The following is a 26,434-nucleotide window of genomic DNA, read 5'->3' on the forward strand; positions in this document are numbered from 1 at the left end:
TGAGAAAGAATGGAGAAAGAGGAGCAGAAGGCATATCATCACTATATTCGTGGCATTATTTTAATTGGTTTAGCAATGCTCTTATTTAAACTACTTGTAACAGGGAATATTTATAATTTTATCGCTCCAAAAATGATCAAATTTACGTATATAGCTTTTGTAGTAATTTTAATTTTTGGTATTGTACAAGTTTGGGGAGATGGAAGAGAAAAACAGCATGATTATAATTGTTGTAAACATCATACAACATCAAAATCAGGGATAAAAAGTTTCTTTGTATATGTTTTATTTGTTGTTCCGATAGTTAGTGCTTTTCTTTTTGGAAGTGTAACAATTGATGGAAGTTTAGCAGGAAAAAGGGGTATGAATCAAAGTGTACAGGCGAGAAGTCTGGAAAGAAACGAAAAAGAGGGGAAACAGGTTAAGTTTGATGAGCGAGAAGTATTAGTTGATTCAGAAGAAACATCAAATTTAGCAACGACTTATAAAACGGAAGAGCAAGTAGTAAAAAGTATGTTAGGACAGCGTAAACTACAAGTAAAGGATAAGGATTATGTTCAAACAATGAATGTAATTGGTCAAAATGTTAATTGGTTTAAAGGGAAAGAAATTACATTCTTAGGGTTTATATATAAGGATAAAGATGTGACGGGGAATAAAGTAGTAGTGGCTCGATATGGCATAACTTGTTGTATTGCGGATGCATCAGTCTGGGGGATGATTGTTACCGGGAAAAATATTGAAAAAATTCCAGAAGAAACATGGGTAAAAATAACAGGATTATTAGATGAAACGACATATAAAGGAACAGTCTTTCCACTTGTAAAAGTAAACAAAATCGAAAAAATTAATAAGCCAACTGACCCATATGTATATGATGTTTTACCTCAATAGAAAAGAATAAATTCTTCATATTTTCATGAAATAGAATCATAATCAAGACGATAAAAAAATAAAGATAAGAGTAATTTGGTTTGTTAAAAATATGTGCAGAAGGAGTTATGCGATGAACTGGGTTACTCATAAACCATCATTTGAATTTGAAACATTTAGTCCTATTATTCGGTCACAATCTGCGTGGAGTGGACATTTAGATTTTGCATATGACTTAGTACGATTTGAAAAACCAGAAACTTTAGTTGAGTTAGGTACACATTTAGGAGCTTCCTTTTTTAGTTTTTGTCAGGGAGTAAAAGATGGAGGGTTATCGACTAAATGCTTTGCAGTAGATACTTGGGCTGGAGATGGGCATACAGGTCCATATGGAGAAGGGGTTTTTCAAATAGTAGAAAAAGTAGTGAGCGATAACTACCTTAATATAGGAAATTTAATTCGATCTACTTTTGATGATGCTGTAGACCGGTTTCAAGATGAAACGATAAATCTTTTGCATATTGATGGCTATCATACGTATGAAGCTGTTTCTCACGATTATAATACATGGCTACCGAAAGTCGCGAAAAACGGTATTGTATTATTTCATGATATTGAAGTTAGAAGTAGTGATTTCGGCGTATATAAGTTTTGGGATGAGGTAAAAGCGAAGTACCCTCATTTTCAATTTGCGCATTCATATGGACTGGGAGTGTTATTTCCGAAGGGTTGTAGTGATAAGTTTGAGGAAATACTTAAAAATAAAGAAGAAATACAAAATATGTATAAATAAAGATAGGGCATACATCATTTTTATGATGTGTGCCCTATTTTTTATGTAGAAAATAATGGTGTGAATTAAAAAGCGAAGATAGTTGTAAAAAGTTTTATTGCAGCAAATATTAAAAAAGTTAGTATGGGATTTTTCTTTGTAAATAAAGTGAAGCTTTAATACGTTCATATCAATTCGGAATTTTACAGTAGTTAATTTCTTACCTAAGTGCTTTGCACTTACTGAATTTTGAGACGGGGGTCTTATTGGCCGAAAATATCGGGATAAATAAAAATACAACATTTTTTATATTTTTCATTGCGAAAAACGTAATCTACTTTTACAATAGAAAGGGTTGTGAATATATTATACTGGAAAAATAAATCGAAATAATATGAAAATTTTGTTTTGTCTTCGCTAATTGTATATTACATACATGTAAGACGACATACGTCATGTTATCGACTTGTAAGGAGAGAAAAAAATGAAAAGTGTAAGATTACCATCGATGCTAGAAATCATAGTTCTTTTATTACTATTTCTTGCTGTTGTCTTTTCCTTCCAAACGATTTTTGATCTCCCAATTCAATTAGCGCTATTTATTTCATGGTTTTTAGTAATTGCGCTTGGATTAAGATTAGGATTTCGTTATCAAGAATTGCAAGATGCAATTACGAAAGGGATTTCTAACGGATTAGAAGCGATACTGATTTTAGTTGCAGTAGGTGCTTTAATTGGAACATGGATTGCTGGTGGGGTAGTACCAACATTAATCTATTATGGATTAGAATTTATTCACCCTAGCATATTCCTATTAGCAACATTAATTATTTGTTCTATAACTTCTATCGCAACAGGAACGTCTTGGGGAACAGTGGGAACAGCAGGTATTGCTATGATGGCGATTGGTGAAGGACTTGGTTTACCACTTCCGCTTGTTGCTGGTGCAGTTCTTTCAGGAGCTTATTTCGGCGACAAATTATCACCACTTTCTGATAGCACAGTTCTTGCAGCTTCTATGGCGAAAGTAGATGTTATTGCTCACGTTCGAGCTATGCTCGTATTAGATGTTCCAGCTTATATTATTACTAGTATTATGTTTACTGTAGCTGGTTGGATGTATGGCGGCGATAATGTAGATTTGAATCGAGTAGAATTTTTAAAAGAAGCTTTATTAAAGCAATTTGATATTAAAATATGGATGCTTGTTCCGGCGGTCATTGTTATCGTTCTATTAGCGATGAAGAAACCGTCTATGCCAACAATTGCAATGGGAGCTTTAATTGGTGCAATTTGGGCAATCCTTTTCCAAGGGATGAACTTTGGAGAGGCGATTGGAACAGCTTATAACGGATTCTCAATTCAATCTGGTGTTGAGTTTGTTGACAAGTTATTAAACCGTGGTGGAATTAACGGCATGCTTGGCTCAGTAGCCGTTATTATTTTCGGTTTAGGATTTGGTGGATTACTTGAAAAACTAGGTGTTTTAAAAGTAATCGTATCAAAATTTGAGAAGAAATTAAATTCTGCAGGTAATGTAACATTGTCTACATTAATCGTGGCATTCTTAGCTAATATATTTGGTTGTGCGATGTATGTATCACTAATTTTAACACCAAAAATTATGGAAGATAGCTATGATAAATTAAAAATAGACCGTCGTGTATTAGCGCGTAACTCAGAAGTAGGTGGAACGTTAACTTCAGGTATGGTTCCGTGGTCTGATAATGGTATTTTTATGGCTGGCATTTTAGGTGTAGCAACGTTCTCATACGTTCCGTTTATGTGGTTAAGCTTCGTATCGTTAATTTTAGCAGTTATTTACGGATATACAGGCAAATTCATCTGGTATGTAGATGATGCAGATAAAGGAAAGCAAGCATCATAAAATAAAAATCACCTTCTACAATATGTAGAAGGTGATTTTTATTTTTTAATAGCATTTGCTGAAGTTATTTCATTCTCATATTTAGCAATTTTTTGTTGTATCTTTTTTAAGTTTTTTTCAGTGTCTTGAATGAGCTGTAAGACATTGGTCTCCTGTTGTTTCATTAATTCTAACCTTTGAAGGATAGTAGATTCTCCTTCCATAGACCAGTCGATAAATTGTTTTATTTTTTGAATTGGCATACCAGTGTTTTTTAAACACAAAATCATCTCTAAATATTTCAGTGCTTCTTCATCAAAAACTCGATCTCCTTTTTCGTTTCTTTGCAGAAAAGGAAACAGTCCTTGTTTATCGTAATAACGTATTTGAGAAATAGTTAAGTGTTGCATTTTGGCGACTTGCCCAATTGTATAATACATATCATTCATCCTTTTATTACCAAGGTATAATGCCATCTTTGTTAAGTATTTTACCATTATAGTTTGTTTCACTTAATGCATATTTAATAATAATTTTAGCACTTTCAGTGGTTGTATGGCCACCGGGGGAATTTCCATTAAGATCCGTAGTTGTAAAACCAGGAGTTACCCCAAATACTTCTGGACCGTTAGTAGCAAATTCTTTACTAAAAGCTAATGTTAAAGCATTAATAGCTGTTTTTGAAGAATTATATCCTAGTGTATTAATTGGATGTGTTTCACCATTAGCAAACATTGTTAGTGAGGCCATGTCAGTTGTTACATTTATTATTTTACTGTTGCTTGAATTCTTTAATAATGGTAAAAAGGCTTGCATCATTTGGAAAGTTCCAAAAAAATTAACTTCAAATCCTTGGCGTAAAGTTTCAATATTTAATTCACTAGGTAGCATATTGAAGTCTAGCGCTATGCCTGCATTATTAATTAATAAATGTAAGTGATCAGTCGTTTCGTAAATTTTCTTTGTTGCTTCTTGAATGGATTGTGAATTTGAAATATCTACTTGAATATAGGAAACGTTTGAAACATTTAAAGATTCTACGGCTTGTTGTCCAAGTTGTTCATTACGAGCACCTAAAAATACGTGATAATCTTTTTCTGCTAATTGACGAACAAGTTCATATCCAATTCCTTTATTCGCACCTGTTATAAAAGCATATTTTTTCATATTGAATTCCTCCAGTAATGTTATAGTAGGTTACAATGGAAAGGATACAGCCTAAACTTAAGTTTAGGTCAAGAGGAATTTTTTTAAATAAATATAGAATATCTATATATAAGAGTGAGAATTCTTATCATTTAAGAGAAAGTCTGTTATTATAAGAGATGTAGGTATTATATTTTCAAGGGGATGAAAACATGGAGTACAGAATTGAAAGAGATACATTAGGAGAAATAAAAGTTCCAGCTGATAAATTATGGGCAGCACAAACACAACGTAGTAAAGAAAACTTTCCAATTGGAACAGAGCAAATGCCGCTTGAAATTGTAAAAGCATTTGCAATTTTAAAGAAGAGTGCAGCGCTTAGCAATCAAAAATTAGGAAAGCTATCAGAAGAAAAAGCAGAAGCAATTGTAGAAGCTGCGGATGAAGTGATTGCAGGGAAATGGAATGAACATTTTCCGCTTGTCGTATGGCAAACAGGTAGTGGTACACAGTCAAACATGAATGTGAATGAAGTAATTGCAAATCGTGGGAATCAAATTTTGAAAGAGAAGGGATCTGACGTACATATTCATCCGAATGATGATGTGAACATGTCACAAAGTTCAAATGATACATTTCCAACGGCGCTTCATGTAGCTTGTGTAATCGCAGTAGAAAATCACGTATTACCAGCAATTACGAAATTAAAAGAAACTTTAGCAGAAAAAGTAACTGCATTTGAACATATTATAAAAATTGGTCGTACACATTTACAAGATGCAACGCCGTTAACTTTAGGGCAAGAAATTAGCGGATGGCACCGTATGCTTGAAAAAACAGAGCGTATGATTGCAGAGAGCAATACATATATGAAAGAGTTAGCAATTGGTGGAACTGCGGTTGGAACAGGTATTAATGCTCATCCTAAATTTGGTGAGATGGTATCAGAGGAAATTAGTCAATTTACAGGTAAACAATTTGTTTCTGCACCAAATAAGTTCCATGCATTAACGAGCCATGATGAAGTTGTATATACCCACGGTGCATTAAAAGCATTAGCTGCGGATCTAATGAAGATCGCTAACGATGTACGTTGGCTTGCAAGTGGTCCACGTAGTGGTCTTGGAGAAATTATTATTCCAGCAAATGAACCGGGAAGCTCTATTATGCCAGGTAAAGTAAATCCAACGCAAAGTGAAGCGTTAACGATGGTTGTAGCGCAAGTAATGGGGAATGATGCAACAATCGGATTTGCTGCGAGCCAAGGTAACTTTGAGTTAAATGTATTTAAACCTGTTATTGCTTATAACTTCTTACAATCAGCTCACTTATTAGCGGATGCAATTGTTTCGTTTAATGACAATTGTGCAGTTGGTATTGAAGCAGATGAAGAAGTAATTAATGAAAATGTGAATCGCTCACTAATGCTTGTAACAGCGCTAAACCCACATATCGGATATGAAAATGCAGCGAAAATTGCGAAGCATGCTCATAAAGAAGGATTAACTTTAAAAGAAGCAGCATTGCAATCTGGGCTACTAACAGAAGAGCAATTTGATGAAATTGTAGATCCAAAGAAAATGATTGCTCCAAAAGAGTAATAGAAAAAGCCAGGGTTCTTAGTATAGAATCTTGGCTTTTTTGATGTTCATTTTTATGTTTCATCTACTTGCAATACTACAAGCTTCAAAATATATTATTTGTTAGCAGGCGTATTCATTACTTTCATCTGTGGGCAGTTCTCTTTTAAGAGTGAAATGAATTTTTCTTCTTCTAGTGGTATGAAAGTGGTCACTGAGTCAAATAAATTGTAATGGATTTCTAATTGTTGTCTAGTCCATTTTTTTGAATGAAGTTTTTTACCAGAGTATTTAACGTGACGAATATCTTCAAATGGAATTTCAGTATGAAAAATGAAACCGTGTTTTACAACAAGAGATGATTCCGTTACGTTGTAGTGAGAGAAATAGAATGAAGAAAGATTCACGATATTTAGCAGCATCATGAGAGTGAAAAAAATAGAATTTTCATTTTGGAAGAATAACGAAACGAAAAAAATAATTATAAATAATGTAATGAAAATGACGTGGAATGGATTTTTTTTCGCTTTAAATTTCAAGTTAGTCACCTCGGTATACTTGTTCTTTAACTAAATTAAATCATAACATTGTGATAAAACGTGTGAATATGCAGAATTGCATATTCACACGTTTTATTATTCATGTAAAATTTCTTGATGGGATAAATTCAAAAGAAGTTTTGTAATAGTGGAGTGGCATAAAGTGACTTACAAGAATAGAAAGATAGCGTTAGTCATAATTAGTTGTATGATGATTATGAGTAGTTGTGCTAATAAATTTGTTGAAGATAGAAATCGAAAGCATACATTTGTACAAGCAAGTAAGGTTTTAGTAGAGACTGTAAATAGAATATATAAAAAGTAAAGGATGTTTTCTTATACGAAAACATCTTTTTTGTAGTTAAAATTGAATACTGAAGTTTTGTAATGAGTGAATACCAGTTCCATATTCACTAATCGCATATGCGTTCTGTGCAATTTACTTAACGGTAAACCAAGGGTCTTGAAGAATATTCATGTTCTATTTTACATCCTATAAAATGAATTTGTATAAACATATTCGCTTTTCGTTGTATTAAATCCTTTCGATAGATGTTTTTATAAAAGTTTATAAAATGGGCAAACGAAACGTTGAAATGTTTGTTTGTGTTGTGATAAGATGATGAAGTAATAATAAACGATATAGCGATTTGTTTGGTTTTTAAATAAACATTTTGAAGGAGTGTTTAGTATGAGCGATATTTCAGAGAAGTTTTGGGATGCGTCAATAGAGGAATTAAAGAAAGGGTATGTGTTTGATGAAGAAAAAGAGGGGTACATTTGCTTAGCTTGTGGTGAAACATTTATTAAAGGTGTTATTTATCAAGATAATCAAGTTTTGTATGAAGCAGAGAAGTTCGTCCAATTGCATATTCAAAATGAGCATACGTCTATGTTTGATTATTTGCTAAATATGGATAAGAAATTTACTGGATTAACGGATTTACAAAAGAAAATGGTTCAGTTTTTCTATATGGGACTGAATGATAAAGAAATTGTAAAAGAGATGGATGGCGGAAGTACATCAACAATTCGTAATCATCGATTTACACTGCGAGAGAAAATGAAACAAGCAAAAGTATTTTTAGCGCTAATGGAATTATCAGAAGAAAAATCAAAAGTACAAACGAAATTTGTGCCAATTCATAGAACAGCAACGATGGTAGATGATCGATACAATATTACGGAAGAAGAAAATGATGAAGTATTAAAAGCTCATTTTACAGAAGGGTTAGATGGACCTCTCTCTAAATTTCCGAAGAAACAAAAGCGTAAATTAATTATATTGCGCCATTTAGTGAAGAAGTTTGATAGTAATAAAAAGTATACTGAAAAAGAAGTAAATACAGTGATAGAAAATGTATACCCTGATTTTGTAACATTAAGAAGATATTTAATCGAATATGGATTTTTAGATCGAACAGCCGATGGAAGTCAATATTGGGTGAAGTTATAATCATACGAAAAGAAAATGAATAGAAGCACAGTATTATAACAACTATACAAAGAGATAGAGATTGAAAATAGATGTTTAATAAAAGGAGAAATGAAATTTGAAACCACCTGCAGATAACAATAAAGAAGGTGCGGAGTCACATAAGTTGGAAAGTGAGAGTAAACCGATTTGGAAATCGATGTCGATGTTTTTAGTACCGTTATTATTAAGTAATGTACTACAATCAGTTGGACAATTATTTGGTATGGTAGTAGTAGGAAGATGGCTTGGAGTTAATGATTTAGCGGCTATATCAGCATTCTTCCCATTATTTTTCTTGCTCGTTTCATTTGTAATTGGTATCGGTTCAGGAAGCTCTATTTTAATTGGTCAGGCGTTTGGTGCTAAAAACGAAGATCGTTTAAAAGCTATCGTTGGTACGACGCTGACATTTACCTTTATTATTGGAGTTGTGTTGGCGATAATAGGAAGTATTTTTGCGATGGATATTATGCGTCTAATGGGAACACCAGAAAATATTATTGAAATAAGTGTACATTATGCACGGATTTTATTTATATCGATGCCAGTATTATTTTTATATTTCGCATATACAACATTTATGAGAGGTACAGGAGATTCTAAAACGCCATTTTACTTTTTAATTGTAAGTACAGCACTAAATATGATTTTATTACCAGTTCTTATTTTTGGATGGTTAGGAGCTCCGAAATTAGATGTGTATGGAGCAGCCTATGCATCTGTTATATCTACAGTTATTACGTTTATTGTCATGCTTGTGTATTTAAAGAAGAAAAATCACCCATTACAACTAGATGGAACGGTTAGAAAATACCTTCGAATGGATGGGGAGTTATTAAAGCTATTGCTAAGGCTCGGTATACCGGCAAGTATAAATATGATATTAGTTTCATTATCTGAGATTGCCGTAATCGCATTTGTAAATCGTTACGGTTCGGATGCAACAGCTGCTTACGGCGTTGTGAATCAAGTTGCAAGTTATGTACAAATGCCAGCAGTTAGCCTTGGTATTACAGTTTCTATTTTTGCAGCACAATCAATTGGGGCGAATCAATTTGATCGATTGCAGAAAGTTGTGAAGGCCGGAATTATTATGAACTACGTCATCGGTGGTGTGTTAATATCTCTTATTTATTTATTCTCAAGAGACATTTTATCACTATTTTTAACGAGTCAAACTACAATTGAAATTGCTCATAGCTTAGTTATGATTACGTTATGGAGTTATTTAATTTTCGGTCATGCACAAATTATTAGTGCGACAATGCGAGCGAGCGGTACAGTACTTTGGCCAACTGTTATTGGAGTTGTTTCAATTTGGCTTGTAGAAGTACCCGTAGCATATTATCTTTCTTACCATACAAGTCTTGGAATAGAAGGTATCTGGATTGGGTATCCAGCAGCATTTATTGTCAGCTTACTATTGCAGTATGCATATTATAAGCTTTCATGGCAAAAGAAACGAATTACACGATTAGTTAGTTAAATAGAAAAAATGTCCCTAAGTTATTAGACTTAGGGACATTTTTTCTTAAGTGCAGGTTTACAAATAGCTTTTTAAAGTTATATCAAAATGTTGTCTAATGAGAGTTTTATCACTCATATAAAACTCCCACGCTTTTTCTGATTCACCGATAATCTCAAAGGATTCCTCTGTAATATATAAAGCGCAATTATCCTCCAGTGCAATTCCTTCTATATTCCCTTGATGATTTTGTAAAAAGGAATGGAAGGCGTTCATTCTGTTTAATTGATTATAATGTGGACAAAATCTTTTATTAACAATACCCCATCCGTTACTCTCTATGTAACCAGAACCTTCATAATCTGATCGGATACTAGACGTGAACCAACACATAGCACCAGCGCTATAACCAGCAATAAGTGTTCCTTGTTGCAGAGCCAATAATAATTTTTTATCAAGTCTATGTTCTTTCCATTGCGTAAGCATGTGAATATAGTTTCCGCCACCTAGATAAATTAAATCGGCTGAATGAATCATCTCCTCTATTTCATACTTAGAAGGTGAATCTGTTGTAATGCGTAAAATTTGTACTTCACAATGTAATTGTTTTTCAAACGTGTCTAAAAATAATTTTATATAGCTTTCATCATCATGACTAGCCGTTGGAATAAACAATACTTTTGGATACTGTTTATTTGTTAATTCTATAAGGCGTTCATTAATAGGCAAGTGATTTGAATCTTGTAAATCACCGCCACCAATGACAGCTAATTTCATAGTAAAGCACCACCTAATTATTTTTGTTATATAAAAATTCGATAGAAGAGAGTTACATTCCTTCTCTATATGTAATGAATAAGTAGAAAATGTAGTTTAAGTATATCGGGATAGTAAAGAAACTACTGACTATATATACCAATGAATTAGAAACCATTCATTGATATATAATATTTCATACTAATGTTTCAAAAAATGGAAAAAATATGTTTAAATAGATGTAATGAAGCATTCATTCATATTGAATTTATACTTATATTTTAAAAGGGTATCGGAAATAATAGCGATTTTCTAAAACAGTTTTTACTTTTAATAGGAAGTTGTATTACAATATGGTAAAATTATTTCAATATATTTATTTAATATGAAATACAAAGAAGGAGCGTGAAAAAAGTGGATTTTCGATTTGAATTTACAACGAAGCTGAAAGAATACTTAGACGATGAGAAGGATGAAAAAATAATAAAAGATGGACATAGAGATGTAATTTTTCACTATTTATATGCGTTAGAGACTGAAATTGGCGTTGTTAAAAATCCTAATTTTACTTTTTTTGCATCAGGAAGACGTTCACATATAGTGTTAGAAAACGTTGAATTTAAAACAGAAGTAAATGTAAAAAGTAATATAATTGAAATTACAAAAATAGTGGATAATGTAGTTATTCCGTTAGATACTATCGTAGCGAAGGATCGGGAATTATTTGCCCTTGGGCGTAATGAGAAGTTTAGTGTACAAATATTAGAGCAGTATCTCTTTGATACATTTGGAGATAAGTTAGGCTTATAATGAATAGAATGAGGTACGTATTTATAGGTAGTGAATTTTAGTTTGTATTACTTGCGTTTGACCTCTCATTCAATTTGTACTACAATTCGTAGTGTGAAAGGAGTCATACGATGTTTACGCAAAACTATAGGTTAAATGAGCAAGGATTAAATCATTTCTTTGGACCGCTTGAAGCGAAGATTATGGAGATTATTTGGTCTACTGAAGGTATTACTATTAAAGAAGTCCAGCAGAAATTAAGTGAAGAATCGCCTGTGAATTTTAATACTGTTATGACAGTTATGAACAGGTTAGTAGAGAAATTACACTTAGAAAAACAGACTGTAAAAAGAAGTGGCATATATCGTGCTATACAAACGAAAGAAGAATTCTTATCCAATCAAACGAAGAAAATGACACAGGAATTAGTGGGGGAATTTGGAGATTTAGTTATAACACATATGATAGATGAGTTAGAGCAGGCTGATCCGAATTTAATAAAAAAATTAGAAGACAAATTGAATCAGTTAAAAAAAGAGGATCGATGAAATGAAATGGCAAATGCGTAAAATCGTATTGTTAGCGCTCATTGTTAGTACCCTCTTTTTCAGCTTGTTATTGTATTATGTTACATATCCATTTCTCTTTCAAAATAAGGCATTCTTCCTTTCAAAGTTTTGCTTGTTTCAGTTAGAAAAACATATGAAAGAACTATCAATGGTTCGTATTATAGTAGCGGGGTTATTATTAATTACTGTATTGATTGTGTGTAAAAGAATTTGGCGGCAATTTTTCTATAGTAAAAAAGTACAAAAAGTACTTATCCCATTTATTAGAAAAAAGAAACAAATATATATACTGCCGACTGCGGAAGTTGCAGCGTTTACAATTGGATTATTCCGTCCGAAAGTTGTCATGTCAGAAGGTTTGCTTCAGACGTTTTCAGATGAAGAGATTGATGCGATTATTTTCCATGAAGAATATCATCAAAATAATTGGGATCCGCTAAAATTATTTTGTTTTACGTTATTAGCAGAAGGAATGATGTACATCCCGATATTAAAAGAATTGTTACAACGATATCATACGTATCAAGAGTTAGCAGCAGATAAATATGCGATGCAAAAAATGGAATCTTCATTTGAGTTAGGTAGCGCGTTATTAAAATTAATTAAAATAAAGACAATGGAGAATCGATGTGTTACAGCTTCATTTGCAAAAACAGCAATAAATTTACGAATCGAGCAAGTGTTAAATGAAAAGGTTGCTAAGCTTACTATTCCGTTACATACGAACTCGGTATATGTAACAATAGGGTTATTCTGTGTGTCGATTGTACTTATTGTCGGAGAGTGCATATAGCCTCTTTTTTTAGGGTGAACACTACTCTATGTAGTGTGGATAGAGTGTTGTCATTTATATCATTATACTTTTTATCGCTATATATATCTTATTTATCATATATTACAGGTATTTTATTGTATACAAATCAAATGACGAAAATTACAGCACTCTTTATTCGTCTATTCGGTGGATTTACAGGTTTTTAAAAATGAGGAGGAAGAAAAGTGAAGAAACTAATTGCTATTATACTAGTAGGTGCTCTCGCTTGGGCGGGGGTTAACTTTTATAATTCAAAGAAAGAAGAAAAGGAAAGAAAAGCAAAGCAAGCAGAGTTACAAGAGAAAGAAGTATTACCACAAGTAGGTTTTAAAGCACCTGGCATCACATTAAAAGGATTAGACGGAAAGTTGCAGTCGTTAAATGATGCCAAGGGAAAACCATATATTATTAATTTTTGGGCATCATGGTGTGGGCCGTGTGAAATGGAGGCACCTGACTTAGTTCATATGTATGATAAATATAAAAAGGATGTTGAAATTTTTGCGGTGAATGCAACTGTTAGTGACCCAGTACAAGAAGCAAGCGCATTTGCTAATCGCTATGGGTTTGAGTTTCCTGTTCTATTAGATATGGACGGAGTAGCTGGACTAGATTATAAAGTATTCTCTTTACCGACGACATTTTTTGTTAATAAAGATGGAATTATAGTAGATCATGTACGAGGTGTATTACCACCAGATCAATTAGAAAAGAAATTTAAGAAATTGATTGAGAGCTAAAAGGGGATTTCGTGATGATGGAGTGGATCGTGAGATTACAACCCGTATCTCTTATAATTGGAAGTCTATTTGGATTTATGTTGATGAAACGAAAGATGAGGCATCAAAATGCATCATATGAAAAAATGATGGATGCCGTAACAAATGCGTTTATTATCATCGTATTTGTATGGAAGTTTGCACCAGCAATTTTAAATCCTGTATGGGCTTTTAAATCGCCATTGCAAGCATTATTAGCTATAGGAAGTATGCAACATATTGTAGTAGGATGCGTAATTGCTAGTGTATACATTGTTTGGAAAAGTAAAAAGGAACAATTTTCGCTTCGCATTTTACTTGATGTACTCCCTTTTGGATTGTGTGTGTGCATTATCTTTTATTTTCTATTACATCATGAAGTAGGTGTACAAACGACACTACCATGGGGAATGAATATATACGAATCTAAATTTTTGTATCATCCTATTTTTGTATATGAGATTATCCTCAACCTTTGTATAATGGGTTTGTTATGGATGAAAAATGAAAGGCTCGGAAATGGAAAGAATATAAGTATTTTTCTAATTGTTGAGGGGTTTGCTCAAATTATTATTTCGCTTGTTAGTGAACAAAATTCGGTACAGTTTGGTCTATCAGCACAGCAAATAATGAGCTTTTGTATTATTAGTTTAGGGATTTTGTTGGTGCCGAAAAAATAAAAGATATCCATGTACAGAGAGTATCTGTGTATGGATATCTTTTATAAGCGTATTTCTTCATCATATGCTAAATCATTATATTGTAGAAACCTAAAAACCCCTTTATTAGGGGTTTTTAGGTTTCTACAGGTCTGCATGTGTTTCTTGTTTATCTGTATCCCATTTTGGAAGTTGTTTTGCTTGTTGATTTTCAGTGAAATTATTAAAGCCAAAAGCAAGTATGCATGTAAAGGTTAAAATAGCTAAACTAATCTTTTTCATTATCTTAGTGCCTCCTTAGTTAATAATTTTTGTTTTGCTTCGTAAGTTTTGAAAAAATATTTTTGAGATTTCTCTATTTTATTCACTTTATGAAATTCTACTGCTAATAATTCGTAATATTCTTGTGCATAATCGTATAATTCTTTACTGTTAAAATATGTGGTGCCTGCAATGATTGCGTTTTCTAAGTCGTCTAGAATACCAGTGTGTTGTGTTTTTAAGATAGTGAAATGGTGTTTATATTCTTGATTATTTAATTCATTACAAATTTCTAAGCCTTTTTGAACCCAATAGTTTGCAAGTTCTTTTTCATTTAAACTAAAATGTTCTTTGGCTTGTAGAAAATTGGCTTTTAGGTGTTTAGGTAATTTGTTTGTAACTATTGTAAGATGTCTAATAGCAAGGGTTGATAGATTTTGAGAAGAGTAGAGCCAACCTAAGTTATTTCGAACTTTTAAGATTAGTGTATCGTCTTTCAGCTTTTGTAAAATATTGATTGCTGAATTATAGTTCTCTTCGGCTTGTTCGAATTGTTTTAAATAAACAGAACATGAGCCTAAAATGTTTTCGCATAGAGCTATTTTAATTTCATAACGTGGATATTTTGAGAAAATCTCTTTCGCTTGATTTGCATAATTGATTGCTGTAAGTGGTTTGTTTGTATGGTGATTAAATATAGCAAATTTATATTTATATTCAGCTTCTTCTAGTTCACCTGGTACATGTTTTAAAAGGGATTCAGCTTTTTCGTATTCTTTTTTTGCTTCATCATAATTTCCAATAATGGTAGCATGTTCAGCTTTAAAAAAGTGATAATAATAAGTAATAAAGTTTTCAGTTATTGGATTGTCTAAACGAACAATTTGACTAAAAGTATCATACTTAATGTTTGTCCAATCGGTTAGGACCTTATATTTAAAGTTTAGTAGGGAGTAGTAAAGCGATAGATTTTGATCAGCTTCAATTTTATTAATCTGTTTCTCTATTTTTTCTTTTAATTGTTTCGCTTCAATTAATTGCTCCGCTACCATTACTTGATATAAAATGTTTAATTCGTTGACAATCTGTTCATGCCCTTTTAATAACACACTCATTATATATTCCCCCATCCGATAAAAGTATTCTAATTTAATTATTTCTATAATAGCAAAATAGAAGAAGTATAAGAGTAATTTTACCATATTTTTCAACAAAATTCTGAAAAAACAATTAATTTTTACGTGTTTCTTATTTTTATGTGAATATTACAAGTGCCTCTGGTAGTGGTGGGATGAATCTGACTCATGATACGTTAGCATCAATGGGAGGGATAGCTTCACTTGTAAATATGTTTTTAGGAGGATTGTTCGGATTGGGTCCAACTGTTAAGTTTTTAACAAAAATTTCACTTTCTTATTTAATAAAAACAGGATAATCCGCATTTTATAAGAATCATCCTGTTTTTATTGATATATTAAAAAATCGGCGGAGTAACAGAAAATAAGACTATCGCATTTTTCTCAAAATGATTCACCCATTTATGCTTTAAATAAGCAGGTATCTTTACACTGTCGCCAGTTTCTAATACGTATTCTTCCTCGTTTAAATATAATGTGATTTTCCCATCTAAGACAAATGCTAATTCTTCTCCTTTATGTTCTAGCACATTTTCTGATGAAGCTGTATTAGGCGGGACGGTCATAATTGCTGTTGCTAAATTTCCAGTGAAATCAGGTGAAAGCATTTCATATGATAAATTATCGATAATCATTTTCTTTCGTTTATGGGAACGTACAATTAAATCGTCTGTATTTGTATCTTCAAGTAAAAAGCTAAATGTTGGCACATCAAGAGCTTTAGCAAGCACTTTTAATGTTTGAATAGAAGGGTTAGCGGACCCACGCTCAATTTGACTTAACATAGATGGTGTAATATCGGCCATCTTTGCTAGTTCTTTACTAGTTAAACCTTTTTCTTTTCTTTGTTTTTCAATTTTTTTACCAATATCTATATTTTCCATAATGAAAATCTCCTTAAGGGTTATTAAACTATATTTAAATAAATTAAATTAAAATTAACTAAAGTTAACGATTTGTGTTAAACTATATTAAAATTAATTTAATTATAATTTATTATATGGTGAGCTACAAGGATATAAGGAGGAAACAAAATGAAAGAAATAGGGGCATTACAAGCAGAATACCCATTAGTGAATAAACTTATTGCAACAGAAGAAGTATTTTGGATAAATCCAAACATAGAAAAGTATGAAAGGGCAATAAAAGATTCACCACTTAATGAAGAGAATGTAAAAGATGCGGAAGAGAGATTAAAGCGTTTTGCACCATATATTGCGAAAGTTTTTCCTGAAACGAAAGGGACGAATGGCATAATCGAATCACCTTTAGTGAAAATATCTTCTATGAAAGAAGCTTTAGAGACAAATTACAAGCAACCTATTTTAGGAGAATTATTATTAAAATGTGATAGTCATCTTCCGATATCAGGATCAATTAAAGCTAGGGGCGGCATTTATGAAGTGTTGAAACATGCTGAACAACTAGCATTGCAGCACGGTATGTTAATAGAAGAAGATGATTATTCCATTTTAGATAGTGATACATGTAGAGAGTTTTTCTCGAAATATTCAATTGCAGTAGGTTCTACAGGGAATTTAGGACTTAGCATAGGGATTATGAGTGCGAATCTAGGTTTTAATGTAACTGTTCATATGTCAGCAGACGCAAAAGAATGGAAGAAAGATTTATTAAGAAGTAAAGGTGTAAACGTTATTGAATATGAAGATGATTATAGTAAAGCAGTAGAAGAAGGAAGAAGACAAGCGGATGCGGATCCTAGCTGTTATTTTGTAGATGATGAAAACTCCCATGATTTATTTTTAGGATACGCAGTAGCAGCATTGCGATTACAAAAGCAATTAGAAGAGTTAGAGGTTGTAGTAGATGAAAATCATCCTTTATTTGTTTATCTTCCGTGCGGAGTAGGAGGAGGACCTGGCGGGATAGCATTTGGTTTAAAGTTATTGTATAAAGACAACGTGCACTGCTTCTTTGCGGAGCCTACGCACTCTCCATGCATGTTACTCGGTTTAATGACAGGACTTCATGATAAAATTGCTGTTCAAGATATCGGGATTGATAATGTAACAGACGCGGACGGACTAGCGGTAGGAAGACCGTCTGGATTTGTCGGTAAAACGATGGAACCATTTTTGAGTGGGAATTACACAGTAAGCGATGAAGAGTTATATAGATTGTTAAAAGAACTAGCTGACACGGAGAATATTTATTTAGAGCCTTCTGCACTAGCAGGTATGATAGGGCCAGTGAAAGTATGTAAAGAAGATGAGTATTTACAAAAGCAACAGTTAACAGAGAAGGTGAAAAAAGGTACTCATATTGTGTGGGGAACGGGTGGAAGTATGGTTCCAAAAGATGTAATGAATGAATATTATAGGAAAGGTTTGGAGTTAACGGTATAAGAAAAATGAGGCTAATTGTAGCCTCATTTTTTCATGTACATAAAAATCTTTGTTATTTTCACAATAGTTCTTTATAGTATATATAAAGGATAACTAATATTGAATAAATACAACAAAAAAGCTTTATTTTACATAATAAGAGGATGTGTATACGATGTCATTACAGACTAAATATATAGCGGGTATTTCGCTTGGGGTTATGGGTGTAGGCTTTGCGGCTTCTATCCCTTTTCAAGGAACGATAGCTGGAGAGATTATACAAGGGGGATTTGAAGCTGGGTTAGTTGGCGGGCTTGCAGATTGGTTCGCAGTTACAGCATTATTCCGTCACCCGATGGGAATTCCAATTCCGCATACAGCTTTGTTACCTAAAAACCGTAAACGAGTAACGAAAGGGCTCATCAATACGTTAGAAAATGAGTGGCTAACGAAAGAAAGTATTACGAATAAAGTAAAAGAAATGCAGCTAGCACAAATGGTGCTACAAATTGCAGAGAGAGAAATGCAGTCTGATGCTGTGAAAAAAGGCATTGTAACGATTGCTGAGAAGGCGATTGTTTCAATCGATACAGAAAAATTAGCGGTTATTATTGAAAAAGAATTAAAGACGTATTTACATACAATTAATACAAATAACATTTTACAAGTGCTTGTTGATCAATTAGTTGTGCAAGAATATGATGAAAAGACACTTGATTACATATTAGTGAAGGTAAAAGATTGGACAGCGCAAGATGAAGCTCGTTACCAGCTCGGTAGCTTAGGTATGAAGGCGATGGAAAATATAAAAGTAGATGGATTCTTGCAGTTTACTTTGAAATCATTTATGAATATTGTAGATGAAGATAAGATTGGCGGCATTTTGCAGAAGTTTATCATTAGTAATATTAACAGCTTACAAGAGGCTGATAATAGCACAAGACAACTTATATTAGCGAAGATTCGTCAAGAAATTATCAATGTAAAAGAAAATGAAGCCTTATTACAGGAATTAGAAAATTGGAAAGAAAAGTGGATTGCGAATTGGAATGCTACTGACAAAATAAAAGAGATGCTAGAGCAAGTACAGCAAAGAGCAGTTGCTTTTGTAAATAATGAAGAATTTGCTGATAAATATGTTATTCCATTTTTACAAAAACAAATGAATAAAATAAAAGAAGATGAACAAACTGTTCAAAAAATAGAGAAGTGGTTACAAAAGCAAGTTGTCACACTTGTGGAAAAGAACCATTCGAAAATTGGTAAGCTTGTACAAGAAAACCTTGATAAGTTAGATGATAAGACGTTAATCGAAATGATTGAAAATAACGTCGGTAAAGATTTACAGTGGATCCGAGTGAACGGGGCGGTTTGCGGATTTATGATTGGATTAGTGTTAGAAGGAATTAAAGCGATTATATGAGAAAAACCTTCCGCAATTGCGGAAGGTTTTTTATTTTTCGAGAACACTCATATTCAAATTATAAGCTTTCTCAATATTTAACTTGTACGTCCCATTTCCAGTTTTAATCGAATTTTTATACCAATGTTCTTGGTTGTTTAATTCTGGATGTTCTTCTGAAGAAGTATTTTCGTTTTTCGTTAAATCTTCTACTTGTTCCCAAGGTGTACTTCCATGTGTTTCTTTTTGATTCGTTACTGCTGTTAAAGATACATCACTTTCTTTTGCAAGATGGACAGACACTCTTGAGCTTTCCTGTACAAACCAATTATTTTGTAATTGACCTGGATAAAGAGATAGTTCGTTATTTGAAGCACGGATTTCCACATTTTTATTTTGCGGAAGAACAAGCGTTGGTTTCACCTGTGGTGCTGAATTAAATAATGTATGCTGAACAGGTAAAGATTTTAAAGTGATATACATCGTTTCTCCAGCCGTTTGAACTGAAAGGAAATCATCTCGTTTTAAATTGAGTTTTTCATTTGCTTTCGTTGTCATTTCATAAGTTCCCAAAAGATGAATTTGATTTGTATTATTTCCCTCTATCGTTAGAGGCTGATGTCCTGCATCTACTACGATTTTTTTGATAGATTCAGGTATATCAAATTGTCCGTCTGGAATATTACTCGTTTGCCTCGTTGTGTTAATAGAGTGACGAACTTCTTCTAGTAATCCAGTTGATAATAAACAGTAAAAAGCAATTCCGACGCTTCCTAAAACGCCGATAAAGAAAATACTAAAAATATCATATTTAATAAATGATTGTTCCTTCTTAGAAAATAGAAGGTATAGTAAAACTTCGGCTCCAAGTATGATGAGTAAAACTGGCCACCATGCAGTTAGTGTATCTAATACTTGAATTCCTTTTACGACTGAAAATAGTAAAAAGCATCCTAACGATATAATAGAAAGCCCCATTGAGAATGTTCCAACACGCCAAGTCCTCATTCGCTTGTCCCACCTTTGTTTTCTTTATTTCCAAGTAACAATTTAAAGCCGCCGCCAATTAAAAGGAGCGCAACGATAGATGTTTGGAAATAGCGATAATATAGTTCACTAAGATGAATATTAAATATAGTTACAAAATAATCATTCAAAATAGGAAGGACTGTTTGATTTAATAAATAATAACCACCGAGTGTAATTAATCCGATACCGATCCATCTTTGATGATTTATAAAATAATCGATAATGGGTTCGTCTTGAACTCGTTCTTTTCCGTATTTTGCTGTTTGCTGTAACGCATCAAAAAAGCTATAGAACCAAATGATTGGTACTAAAAATAAAAACGCAGAAAGTCTTAATAAGTCGAGTAAATAAATAGATAGTAAGAAGGCTGCCATAAGCTGAAGACCACGGCGTTGTAAGCCTAAATACATATGACCTGCTCCAGGGAACATCGCTAAAATAGAAGCAAATGTTTTACTTTTCTTTCCCTGCTCTCGATGTTCTTCAAAATCTTCGAAAATAGTACGGTCAATTAATTGCTCGCCACGTTCTTTTTTCTGTAGTTGCTGAACAACGTCAAAGAAATTATAAATCCATAAAACAGGTAACGTAATAAGGAAGATAAGAAAACTTTCTTGCGATGTTAAAAGTGCAACGAAAATGATCATACTTCCGATTCCTGTGCAAGCTACTAAAAATGTAAGTCCGCGTTGCATAAGTCCTAATTGGAAATGGCCAAGTCCAGGGATGATGGATAAGAGAATGATATAAAATCGTTCGCTCTCTTTAGAGGAATTTATCACTTCTCCAGCTTCTTGCTTTTTCGTTTGGTTTATAATGGTGATAACTAAATCTAGTAAGTTAATTACCCATAGAACAGCTAGTAAAAATAGAGAAAGAAAAGCAATATCACGTTCTCTTACTACTATGGTACAAAATACTGCAAAGGAGAATAGAAATAGTGATCCTCCGCTATATAAAATAAACCGTCCTAGCTTTTTTAAGTATAAATGTCCAAGCCCAGGAATTAGCCCTAATACAAGTGCTAAAAAGGGATTTTTATTCATGCTTTGAACCTCCGTCCTTTTTCGATGTGTCTACCGATTTGTTTACAATTTGTTGTGAAATAGAAGACTCGTTATGTTTTGAAGATTTCTCTAAATTTGATGTCGCTGTAAAAATATACTGAAATAAACCACTTACCATAAAAATAATTGTAGCCGCAGTCGCAATTATGTAATGAATGATCGTGCGCTTTAGTGAGGTTGTTTTTATATTTTCATTAGACTGTAGTGTTTCAAAATTAATTTGCGTCATAACTTCGTTCGTAAATGAATCATCATTTATCATTGGAAGGTTTTCATGTTGTTCATCAATACTTTCCATATAAAGTGCTAAACAATGATCACATTCATAAAGATGTTCTTCCATAGATTCACGTTCATTACTTTCTATAAAATCTAATGTATAATTGCGCCAATCTTCTTTTGAATAATGCATCATAGAAACTCTTCCTCCTTCCAATGTTTTTTAATCCATTTTCGTGCTCGATACAGTTTCATTTCGACTGTTTTTACTTCGATGTTTTCCTGTAAAGCAATTTCTTGATAGCTCTTTTCTTCTAAGTAATGTGCGAGAACAACGTCACGGTAATTTTCGGGAAGTTCTCGCAGTTTTTGAGCAATGAGTAATTTTTGCTCTTTCGTCAATAATAAAGCCTCAATATTATGAGAGGACTGTATATTTTCCTCAGCTTCTTTACATAAGGAGAGTTCTTCACTTTCTCTAGCTTTCTTTCTCTTATAATCAATAGCGTGATTGGTGGCAATACGTGCCATCCACGTTTTTAATCCGCGAAATTGATAATTTGGGAGAGAGGTGTGAATTTTTACGAATACTTCTTGTGTAACATCTTTCGAATCTTCTTCATGTCTTAAAATAGAAAAGATAACTTGAAAAATATAATGACGATATGTTTGTACAAGGATACGAAAAGCATGCTCGCTTCCTTGCTGTGCTTTTTCAATTAATTGTTTTTCCTCAATCGGTCTCTCCCTCCTTTTTGACGCATTCTATTATATAGACGTAAAGAATGATAAGTCACCCTACACATTTTGTAAAAAAAGAATAATATATTTTTTGCGGGAGAGCTAGATGAAAAAAGGTGTGAAAAAATGGTAAAGAGAAGTATATAATGAGCAAGTAGGAAATGTTACACGGAGAAAGGATGTGAATGTTAGTAGGGAAAGGTCCATACTAACAAACATGAAAATTAAAATATTAATAGCAGATGATAACTCTTTTATTAGAGAAGGCATGAAAATTATTTTAAATACATACGAAGAGTTTGAAGTAGTAGATACTGTAAATGATGGGGAAGAAGCTGTAGCGTATTGTAAAAAGCATGAAGTTGATATTGCTCTTTTAGATGTTCGTATGCCAAATATGAACGGTGTAGAGGCGACGAAGTTCATTTGTGAAGAGACGAAAACAAAACCGCTTATTTTAACGACGTTTGATGATGATGAATATATTTTGGATGCAGTAAAAAACGGAGCGAAAGGTTATTTATTAAAAAATAACGATCCGGAGCGTATTCGTGATGCGATAAAAGGAGTATATAACGGTCAAACTGTTATGCAAGATGTTGTCCTCGATAAAATTAAGTCTAATTTAATGGAAAGTAAAGAGGAAGAATGTAAAATTGATAAGAGCCTTTTCACAGAAAGGGAGCTTAGTATTATCGCATTAATTGCAAAAGGTTTCTCAAATAAAGAAATTTCGAAACAGCTTTTTATATCTGAGGGAACAATTGCAAATTATATTACGTCAGTTTTAGGGAAAACTGGACTTGAACATCGCACACAAATTGCGATTTATTACTTAACAGGGAAAGTAGATTAATGATATGGAATTTTGGTTAACTGTAAGTAAATTAATTGTCTTTTTATATATTGTGTTCAGTTATATTTACGCAAATGTAGCAAATTTACCGTGGGTTATATTTACTTTACTTATTTACCTTTCTGTAAACGTAATGATTTCTATATTTAAAAAAGATACGTATAAAAAAATATTAATCTGTATATCCATTGGCATAGTTATGTTATTTACATGGAGGGTTCATCCATTTTTTATTTTGTTTTTACCTTTGAACTTATACGAAATTACATTCTATTACATAGAAAAGAATTGGCCAAGCTTTGTCGTTATGATGCTCCCAATTACGATTGCAGATGAAAGTATTCGAATGACTTATGGATTAATTGTTGCATTTTCTTTTCTCGTTTTAACTATTGCAGATCGATATATATCGCGTGTAGTAAAGCTTGAATCGCAAAATGATAAGATGCGAAAAGATATGCAACGACTTACGAAAAGCTTACATGAAAATAAAGAGTACATAAGACAATCTGAATACACATTTAAGCTAGAAGAGAGAAATCGGTTATCGCAAGAAATTCATGATAAAATTGGTCACTCGATGACGGGTGCACTTATTCAAATGGAGGCAGCAAAGAGGTTAATGGAAATAGATAAAGAAAAATCTGCGGAGTTATTACAAAATGCAATTCACATTTCAAAAGATGGAATTGAAAGTATTCGCATTACATTGAAAAATATGAAGCCACCAACTGAGCAAATTGGTATTCATCGTATGAAATTATTCATAGAGGAATTTGCCGGTAAGAATGATGTGAATATTCCTTTCGTTTATAAAGGGAACTTAGATATGATTTCTCCGATACAGTGGAAAATTATTGGTGAAAATGTTATGGAGGCATTAACGAACGCGATGAAGTATGCTGATGCGACAGTCATCTCAATTGATATTCATGTACTTAACAAGATGGTGAAAGTACAAGTGAAGGATAACGGAAAAGGTGCGGTTCTCGTTAAGAAAGGTCTCGGGATTATGGGGATGGAGGAGCGAACAGCGTCAGTAAACGGAAAAATTATTGTAGATGGAACAAGTGGTTTTGCAGTAACAATGTTGTTGCCGATATGAGGATGAATCATCTCATATGAAAAAAGTGAATAATCTCATGTGAAAAGAATGAACTTCTGCACTGAGCAGGTTCATTCTTTTTGTTTATACTAAAAGCAGAGAAACCGAAATAGGGGTGAAATGATGAATACATTAGAAATTAAAAATTTAACGAAAAAATTTGGTGATTTCATCGCAGTTGATAATATGTCTTTATCTATTAAAGAAGGAGAAATATTTGGCTTTTTAGGATCGAATGGTGCTGGTAAGAGTACAACGATTAATATGATTGCTGGTTTGTTAAGAAGTAATGAAGGCGAAATTAGCATACTAGGAAAAAATATAAAGAAACATAACCGATTTGCGAAGATGAATATCGGTATCGTTCCGCAAGATATTGCGATTTATGAAGAGTTAACTGCCTATGAAAATGTGAAATTCTTTGCTGGGTTGTACGGATTAAGAGGAGTTGAGCTAAAAGCGAGAGTGGAGGAAGCACTGCAATTTGTGGGGCTTAGCGATAAACATAAAAGTTATCCGAAAAACTTTTCTGGCGGGATGAAACGAAGATTGAATATTGCTTGTGCAATTGCACATAGACCGAAGTTAATTATTATGGATGAACCGACAGTTGGAATTGATCCGCAGTCAAGAAACTATATTCTTCAGTCTGTCCGGAAGTTAAATGAAATGGGAAGCACTATTATTTACACGAGCCACTACATGGAAGAAGTAGAAGAGATTTGTACGAAAATCGCAATTGTCGACCACGGTAAAGTGATTGCAGAAGGTACGAAAGAACAGTTAAAAGCGATTATTACAGATACGAAAGATATTTGGATTGAAGTGAAGTCAGTAGAAAATTTAGATGTAGAAAAGTTAAAAGAGATAAACGGTGTGAAAGCTGTTCAAATTGAAGAGAACGTAATCAAGGTAAACTCGGATGCAGGATTAAATAATTTAAATCAAATTATTCAGCATTTCATTAATCATGACATTGAAATTCGTTCGTTAGAGGAGCAGGCTCCAAACTTAGAAACAGTATTTCTTACGTTAACCGGAAGAAACTTACGAGATAAATAAAAGGTAAATGAAGAAAAGGTAAAGGGAGGTTCATCAATTGAACATCTTCAATATTGCAATTATGCATATTAAAAGAGATTTCAGAGACATAAGAACTTTAGTTTTTATGTTAGCATTTCCGATTGTACTTATGCTTGTGTTAGGAACAGCGTTAACCAACGCATTTAATAGTGATAGTCATTCGATTAAAGATATACAAGTGCTATATAAAGATGAAGCGAGTAGCACGTTTTCTCAATCATTTGCAGCATTTACGAAAGAAGTGGATAAATCAGGTATTCATTTTAAAAAAGCTTCCGGCAGTATAGATGGGAAAGAAGAAGTGAAGAAAAATAAATATGCTGCTTATGTAGAGTTAAATAAAGATGGTGCAAAATTTTACGGAAGTGACAAAAGTAGTATTGAGGGGAGTATTGTGGAAGGAATGCTTACAACATTTGTTGATAAGTACAATGTAGCGGTCGAAGTTGCAAAAGTAGATCCTACTAAGGTGAGCACAGTTATTTCAAACGGAAACCATAATGATTATATAAAAGAAACATCTTTACAAGCTGCGAAAAAACCAGGTTCTATGGATTACTACGCGGTTGTAATGACAACGATGATTGCACTGTATGCTGCGATGGGAGCGAGTTCTTTAATTCGAGGAGAACGAATACGTAAAACAGGAGATCGTCTCATTGCTGCACCTATAAGTAAAGCTGAAATATTCATTGGAAAAGTACTTGGTAGCCTAGTAGCAAATGCCCTGTGCATATTACTCGTCATGTTATTTAGTAAATTTGTTTTTCAAGCGAATTGGGGCGACCATCTTGGAATCATATTTCTTATTTTATTAACACAAGTCTTTCTAGCAATTAGCTTCGGTTTAGGAATCGGATATATCACGAAAACAGCTGAAGCGTCTAGGGCAATTATTATGGTTGTTGTGCAATTAGCTTCTATTTTTGGAGGTGCATATTTCGTAGTAGAAGAAAATTTCGTTACGAATTTATCGCCATTAACTTGGGCAAATACAGCTGTTATGAAAATTATTTATGCAAATGATGTAGGGGCAGCACTACCAGTCATTTCTTTAAACATTGGAATTTCAGCACTCTTTTTATTAATTGCAATTATTGCATTACGTAGACGGGAGGGGCTATAG

General features: G+C 33.0%; 30 protein-coding genes. 19 read left to right on the top strand and 11 right to left on the bottom strand.

From position 1 onward, the window contains the following. Positions 1-9: 9 nt before the first annotated feature. From QO049_RS23290 to nhaC, 3 genes are all read left to right on the top strand, one after another. Positions 10-894 (top strand): TIGR03943 family putative permease subunit, encoded by an 885-nt coding sequence (locus tag QO049_RS23290; protein WP_061655884.1) that lies wholly within the window; start codon positions 10-12, stop codon positions 892-894. Positions 895-1,006: 112 nt separating this feature from the next. Further along, positions 1,007-1,666 (top strand): class I SAM-dependent methyltransferase, encoded by a 660-nt coding sequence (locus tag QO049_RS23295; protein ID WP_001104673.1) that lies wholly within the window; start codon positions 1,007-1,009, stop codon positions 1,664-1,666. Between the two features lie 463 nt (positions 1,667-2,129). Continuing rightward, positions 2,130-3,533 carry a Na+/H+ antiporter NhaC gene (gene nhaC, locus QO049_RS23300; RefSeq protein ID WP_284489527.1) on the top strand — a complete coding sequence of 468 codons (1,404 nt, stop codon included), beginning with the start codon at positions 2,130-2,132 and terminating at the stop codon, positions 3,531-3,533. 38 nt (positions 3,534-3,571) lie between these two features. Here nhaC and QO049_RS23305 read toward each other — a convergent pair whose 3' ends face one another. Then, positions 3,572-3,952, bottom strand: coding sequence for a MerR family transcriptional regulator (locus QO049_RS23305; protein ID WP_000291861.1), 381 nt, complete (start codon positions 3,950-3,952; stop codon positions 3,572-3,574). A gap of 16 nt (positions 3,953-3,968) precedes the next feature. Next, the gene (locus QO049_RS23310; protein WP_000759549.1) at positions 3,969-4,679 is read right to left on the bottom strand and encodes an SDR family NAD(P)-dependent oxidoreductase; all 711 of its coding nucleotides are present in this window, start codon (positions 4,677-4,679) and stop codon (positions 3,969-3,971) included. A gap of 191 nt (positions 4,680-4,870) precedes the next feature. Between QO049_RS23310 and fumC the strand changes: the two genes are divergently transcribed. Beyond that, a complete protein-coding gene (gene fumC / locus QO049_RS23315) occupies positions 4,871-6,259 on the top strand; it encodes a class II fumarate hydratase (RefSeq protein ID WP_000456608.1) in 1,389 nt (462 codons plus the stop codon). 95 nt (positions 6,260-6,354) lie between these two features. Here the strand turns inward: fumC and QO049_RS23320 are convergent, their stop codons facing one another. Then, positions 6,355-6,777 (bottom strand): PH domain-containing protein, encoded by a 423-nt coding sequence (locus QO049_RS23320; RefSeq protein ID WP_000669070.1) that lies wholly within the window; start codon positions 6,775-6,777, stop codon positions 6,355-6,357. A 163-nt stretch (positions 6,778-6,940) separates the two neighbouring features. On the opposite strand from QO049_RS23320, the gene QO049_RS23325 reads away from it, so the two are divergent. The 3 genes from QO049_RS23325 (at position 6,941) to QO049_RS23335 (ending at position 9,740) form a co-directional block, all read left to right on the top strand. Then, positions 6,941-7,102 carry a hypothetical protein gene (locus QO049_RS23325; RefSeq protein ID WP_000221432.1) on the top strand — a complete coding sequence of 54 codons (162 nt, stop codon included), beginning with the start codon at positions 6,941-6,943 and terminating at the stop codon, positions 7,100-7,102. 366 nt (positions 7,103-7,468) lie between these two features. After that, entirely contained in the window at positions 7,469-8,233 is a 765-nt protein-coding gene (locus tag QO049_RS23330) for a DUF2087 domain-containing protein (protein WP_001280278.1), read from the top strand. A 97-nt stretch (positions 8,234-8,330) separates the two neighbouring features. Continuing rightward, the gene (locus tag QO049_RS23335; RefSeq protein WP_000804128.1) at positions 8,331-9,740 is read left to right on the top strand and encodes an MATE family efflux transporter; all 1,410 of its coding nucleotides are present in this window, start codon (positions 8,331-8,333) and stop codon (positions 9,738-9,740) included. 57 nt (positions 9,741-9,797) lie between these two features. On the opposite strand, the gene QO049_RS23340 is transcribed toward QO049_RS23335, so the two are convergent. After that, positions 9,798-10,496, bottom strand: a complete 699-nt coding sequence (locus QO049_RS23340) for a peptidase E (protein ID WP_000762123.1) — start codon at positions 10,494-10,496, stop codon at positions 9,798-9,800. A gap of 393 nt (positions 10,497-10,889) precedes the next feature. Between QO049_RS23340 and QO049_RS23345 the strand changes: the two genes are divergently transcribed. The 5 genes from QO049_RS23345 to QO049_RS23365 all read left to right on the top strand — a co-directional run bounded on the left by QO049_RS23345 (position 10,890) and on the right by QO049_RS23365 (position 14,085). After that, positions 10,890-11,285 (top strand): DUF3942 family protein, encoded by a 396-nt coding sequence (locus QO049_RS23345; protein WP_000347526.1) that lies wholly within the window; start codon positions 10,890-10,892, stop codon positions 11,283-11,285. Positions 11,286-11,395: 110 nt separating this feature from the next. After that, entirely contained in the window at positions 11,396-11,812 is a 417-nt protein-coding gene (locus QO049_RS23350; RefSeq protein ID WP_000495075.1) for a BlaI/MecI/CopY family transcriptional regulator, read from the top strand. Between the two features lies 1 nt (position 11,813). Continuing rightward, complete coding sequence (locus tag QO049_RS23355; protein WP_284489528.1) at positions 11,814-12,626, top strand: M56 family metallopeptidase; 813 nt, start codon at positions 11,814-11,816, stop codon at positions 12,624-12,626. Positions 12,627-12,832: 206 nt separating this feature from the next. Further along, positions 12,833-13,387, top strand: coding sequence for a TlpA family protein disulfide reductase (locus tag QO049_RS23360; protein ID WP_000733174.1), 555 nt, complete (start codon positions 12,833-12,835; stop codon positions 13,385-13,387). Between the two features lie 17 nt (positions 13,388-13,404). Continuing rightward, the gene (locus tag QO049_RS23365) at positions 13,405-14,085 is read left to right on the top strand and encodes a prolipoprotein diacylglyceryl transferase family protein (protein WP_033667336.1); all 681 of its coding nucleotides are present in this window, start codon (positions 13,405-13,407) and stop codon (positions 14,083-14,085) included. 123 nt (positions 14,086-14,208) lie between these two features. Here QO049_RS23365 and QO049_RS23370 read toward each other — a convergent pair whose 3' ends face one another. Next, positions 14,209-14,346 carry a hypothetical protein gene (locus QO049_RS23370; RefSeq protein ID WP_000724010.1) on the bottom strand — a complete coding sequence of 46 codons (138 nt, stop codon included), beginning with the start codon at positions 14,344-14,346 and terminating at the stop codon, positions 14,209-14,211. After that, on the bottom strand, positions 14,346-15,440 hold the full coding sequence (locus tag QO049_RS23375; RefSeq protein WP_284489529.1) for a response regulator aspartate phosphatase: 1,095 nt from the start codon (positions 15,438-15,440) through the stop codon (positions 14,346-14,348). The genes QO049_RS23370 and QO049_RS23375 overlap by 1 nt, the downstream gene beginning before the upstream one ends. Positions 15,441-15,583: 143 nt before the next feature. Here QO049_RS23375 and QO049_RS23380 point away from each other — a divergent pair, with 143 nt between their 5' ends. Next, positions 15,584-15,760, top strand: a complete 177-nt coding sequence (locus tag QO049_RS23380) for a hypothetical protein (protein ID WP_002061098.1) — start codon at positions 15,584-15,586, stop codon at positions 15,758-15,760. A gap of 39 nt (positions 15,761-15,799) precedes the next feature. Here the strand turns inward: QO049_RS23380 and QO049_RS23385 are convergent, their stop codons facing one another. Continuing rightward, entirely contained in the window at positions 15,800-16,345 is a 546-nt protein-coding gene (locus QO049_RS23385; RefSeq protein WP_000427637.1) for a helix-turn-helix domain-containing protein, read from the bottom strand. Positions 16,346-16,495: 150 nt separating this feature from the next. On the opposite strand from QO049_RS23385, the gene QO049_RS23390 reads away from it, so the two are divergent. After that, a complete protein-coding gene (locus tag QO049_RS23390; protein WP_246962497.1) occupies positions 16,496-17,827 on the top strand; it encodes a D-serine ammonia-lyase in 1,332 nt (443 codons plus the stop codon). A 154-nt stretch (positions 17,828-17,981) separates the two neighbouring features. Then, complete coding sequence (locus QO049_RS23395; RefSeq protein ID WP_000058297.1) at positions 17,982-19,229, top strand: DUF445 domain-containing protein; 1,248 nt, start codon at positions 17,982-17,984, stop codon at positions 19,227-19,229. Between the two features lie 30 nt (positions 19,230-19,259). On the opposite strand, the gene exsE is transcribed toward QO049_RS23395, so the two are convergent. From exsE to QO049_RS23415, 4 genes are read right to left on the bottom strand one after another with little or no spacing between them, the layout of a single operon-like run. Further along, positions 19,260-20,216 carry an exosporium protein ExsE gene (gene exsE, locus QO049_RS23400; protein WP_001261427.1) on the bottom strand — a complete coding sequence of 319 codons (957 nt, stop codon included), beginning with the start codon at positions 20,214-20,216 and terminating at the stop codon, positions 19,260-19,262. Then, positions 20,213-21,283 (bottom strand): hypothetical protein, encoded by a 1,071-nt coding sequence (locus QO049_RS23405; protein WP_001039124.1) that lies wholly within the window; start codon positions 21,281-21,283, stop codon positions 20,213-20,215. Before QO049_RS23405 ends, exsE begins: the two co-directional genes overlap by 4 nt. Beyond that, positions 21,276-21,719, bottom strand: coding sequence for a hypothetical protein (locus QO049_RS23410; RefSeq protein ID WP_000972351.1), 444 nt, complete (start codon positions 21,717-21,719; stop codon positions 21,276-21,278). The genes QO049_RS23405 and QO049_RS23410 overlap by 8 nt, the downstream gene beginning before the upstream one ends. Continuing rightward, positions 21,716-22,261 carry an RNA polymerase sigma factor gene (locus QO049_RS23415; RefSeq protein WP_306302920.1) on the bottom strand — a complete coding sequence of 182 codons (546 nt, stop codon included), beginning with the start codon at positions 22,259-22,261 and terminating at the stop codon, positions 21,716-21,718. Before QO049_RS23415 ends, QO049_RS23410 begins: the two co-directional genes overlap by 4 nt. 220 nt (positions 22,262-22,481) lie before the next feature. Here QO049_RS23415 and QO049_RS23420 point away from each other — a divergent pair, with 220 nt between their 5' ends. The 4 genes from QO049_RS23420 (at position 22,482) to QO049_RS23435 (ending at position 26,434) form a co-directional block, all read left to right on the top strand. Further along, entirely contained in the window at positions 22,482-23,120 is a 639-nt protein-coding gene (locus QO049_RS23420) for a response regulator transcription factor (RefSeq protein ID WP_000694093.1), read from the top strand. Positions 23,121-23,124: 4 nt separating this feature from the next. Further along, positions 23,125-24,225, top strand: coding sequence for a sensor histidine kinase (locus QO049_RS23425; RefSeq protein WP_065704408.1), 1,101 nt, complete (start codon positions 23,125-23,127; stop codon positions 24,223-24,225). 123 nt (positions 24,226-24,348) lie between these two features. After that, positions 24,349-25,287 (top strand): ABC transporter ATP-binding protein, encoded by a 939-nt coding sequence (locus tag QO049_RS23430; RefSeq protein ID WP_001093830.1) that lies wholly within the window; start codon positions 24,349-24,351, stop codon positions 25,285-25,287. A gap of 37 nt (positions 25,288-25,324) precedes the next feature. Further along, complete coding sequence (locus QO049_RS23435) at positions 25,325-26,434, top strand: ABC transporter permease (protein ID WP_097861587.1); 1,110 nt, start codon at positions 25,325-25,327, stop codon at positions 26,432-26,434.

The sequence above is a fragment of the Bacillus sp. RB3 genome, from assembly GCF_030164735.1.
Classification (GTDB): domain Bacteria; phylum Bacillota; class Bacilli; order Bacillales; family Bacillaceae_G; genus Bacillus_A; species Bacillus_A cereus.

Excerpts from the sequence above, each read along its gene's own strand:
- QO049_RS23395 (WP_000058297.1), top strand. The coding sequence starts at position 17,982 with ATGTCATTACAGACTAAATATATAGCGGGTATTTCGCTTGGGGTTATG.
- QO049_RS23310 (WP_000759549.1), bottom strand. The coding sequence starts at position 4,679 with ATGAAAAAATATGCTTTTATAACAGGTGCGAATAAAGGAATTGGATAT.
- QO049_RS23410 (WP_000972351.1), bottom strand. The coding sequence starts at position 21,719 with ATGATGCATTATTCAAAAGAAGATTGGCGCAATTATACATTAGATTTT.
- QO049_RS23405 (WP_001039124.1), bottom strand. The coding sequence starts at position 21,283 with ATGAATAAAAATCCCTTTTTAGCACTTGTATTAGGGCTAATTCCTGGG.
- QO049_RS23350 (WP_000495075.1), top strand. The coding sequence starts at position 11,396 with ATGTTTACGCAAAACTATAGGTTAAATGAGCAAGGATTAAATCATTTC.
- QO049_RS23330 (WP_001280278.1), top strand. The coding sequence starts at position 7,469 with ATGAGCGATATTTCAGAGAAGTTTTGGGATGCGTCAATAGAGGAATTA.
- QO049_RS23295 (WP_001104673.1), top strand. The coding sequence starts at position 1,007 with ATGAACTGGGTTACTCATAAACCATCATTTGAATTTGAAACATTTAGT.
- fumC (WP_000456608.1), top strand. The coding sequence starts at position 4,871 with ATGGAGTACAGAATTGAAAGAGATACATTAGGAGAAATAAAAGTTCCA.
- QO049_RS23340 (WP_000762123.1), bottom strand. The coding sequence starts at position 10,496 with ATGAAATTAGCTGTCATTGGTGGCGGTGATTTACAAGATTCAAATCAC.
- QO049_RS23425 (WP_065704408.1), top strand. The coding sequence starts at position 23,125 with ATGGAATTTTGGTTAACTGTAAGTAAATTAATTGTCTTTTTATATATT.
- QO049_RS23385 (WP_000427637.1), bottom strand. The coding sequence starts at position 16,345 with ATGGAAAATATAGATATTGGTAAAAAAATTGAAAAACAAAGAAAAGAA.
- QO049_RS23420 (WP_000694093.1), top strand. The coding sequence starts at position 22,482 with ATGAAAATTAAAATATTAATAGCAGATGATAACTCTTTTATTAGAGAA.
- QO049_RS23375 (WP_284489529.1), bottom strand. The coding sequence starts at position 15,440 with ATGAGTGTGTTATTAAAAGGGCATGAACAGATTGTCAACGAATTAAAC.
- QO049_RS23365 (WP_033667336.1), top strand. The coding sequence starts at position 13,405 with ATGGAGTGGATCGTGAGATTACAACCCGTATCTCTTATAATTGGAAGT.
- QO049_RS23430 (WP_001093830.1), top strand. The coding sequence starts at position 24,349 with ATGAATACATTAGAAATTAAAAATTTAACGAAAAAATTTGGTGATTTC.
- QO049_RS23370 (WP_000724010.1), bottom strand. The coding sequence starts at position 14,346 with ATGAAAAAGATTAGTTTAGCTATTTTAACCTTTACATGCATACTTGCT.
- QO049_RS23305 (WP_000291861.1), bottom strand. The coding sequence starts at position 3,952 with ATGTATTATACAATTGGGCAAGTCGCCAAAATGCAACACTTAACTATT.
- exsE (WP_001261427.1), bottom strand. The coding sequence starts at position 20,216 with ATGAGGACTTGGCGTGTTGGAACATTCTCAATGGGGCTTTCTATTATA.
- QO049_RS23390 (WP_246962497.1), top strand. The coding sequence starts at position 16,496 with ATGAAAGAAATAGGGGCATTACAAGCAGAATACCCATTAGTGAATAAA.
- QO049_RS23355 (WP_284489528.1), top strand. The coding sequence starts at position 11,814 with ATGAAATGGCAAATGCGTAAAATCGTATTGTTAGCGCTCATTGTTAGT.
- nhaC (WP_284489527.1), top strand. The coding sequence starts at position 2,130 with ATGAAAAGTGTAAGATTACCATCGATGCTAGAAATCATAGTTCTTTTA.
- QO049_RS23290 (WP_061655884.1), top strand. The coding sequence starts at position 10 with ATGGAGAAAGAGGAGCAGAAGGCATATCATCACTATATTCGTGGCATT.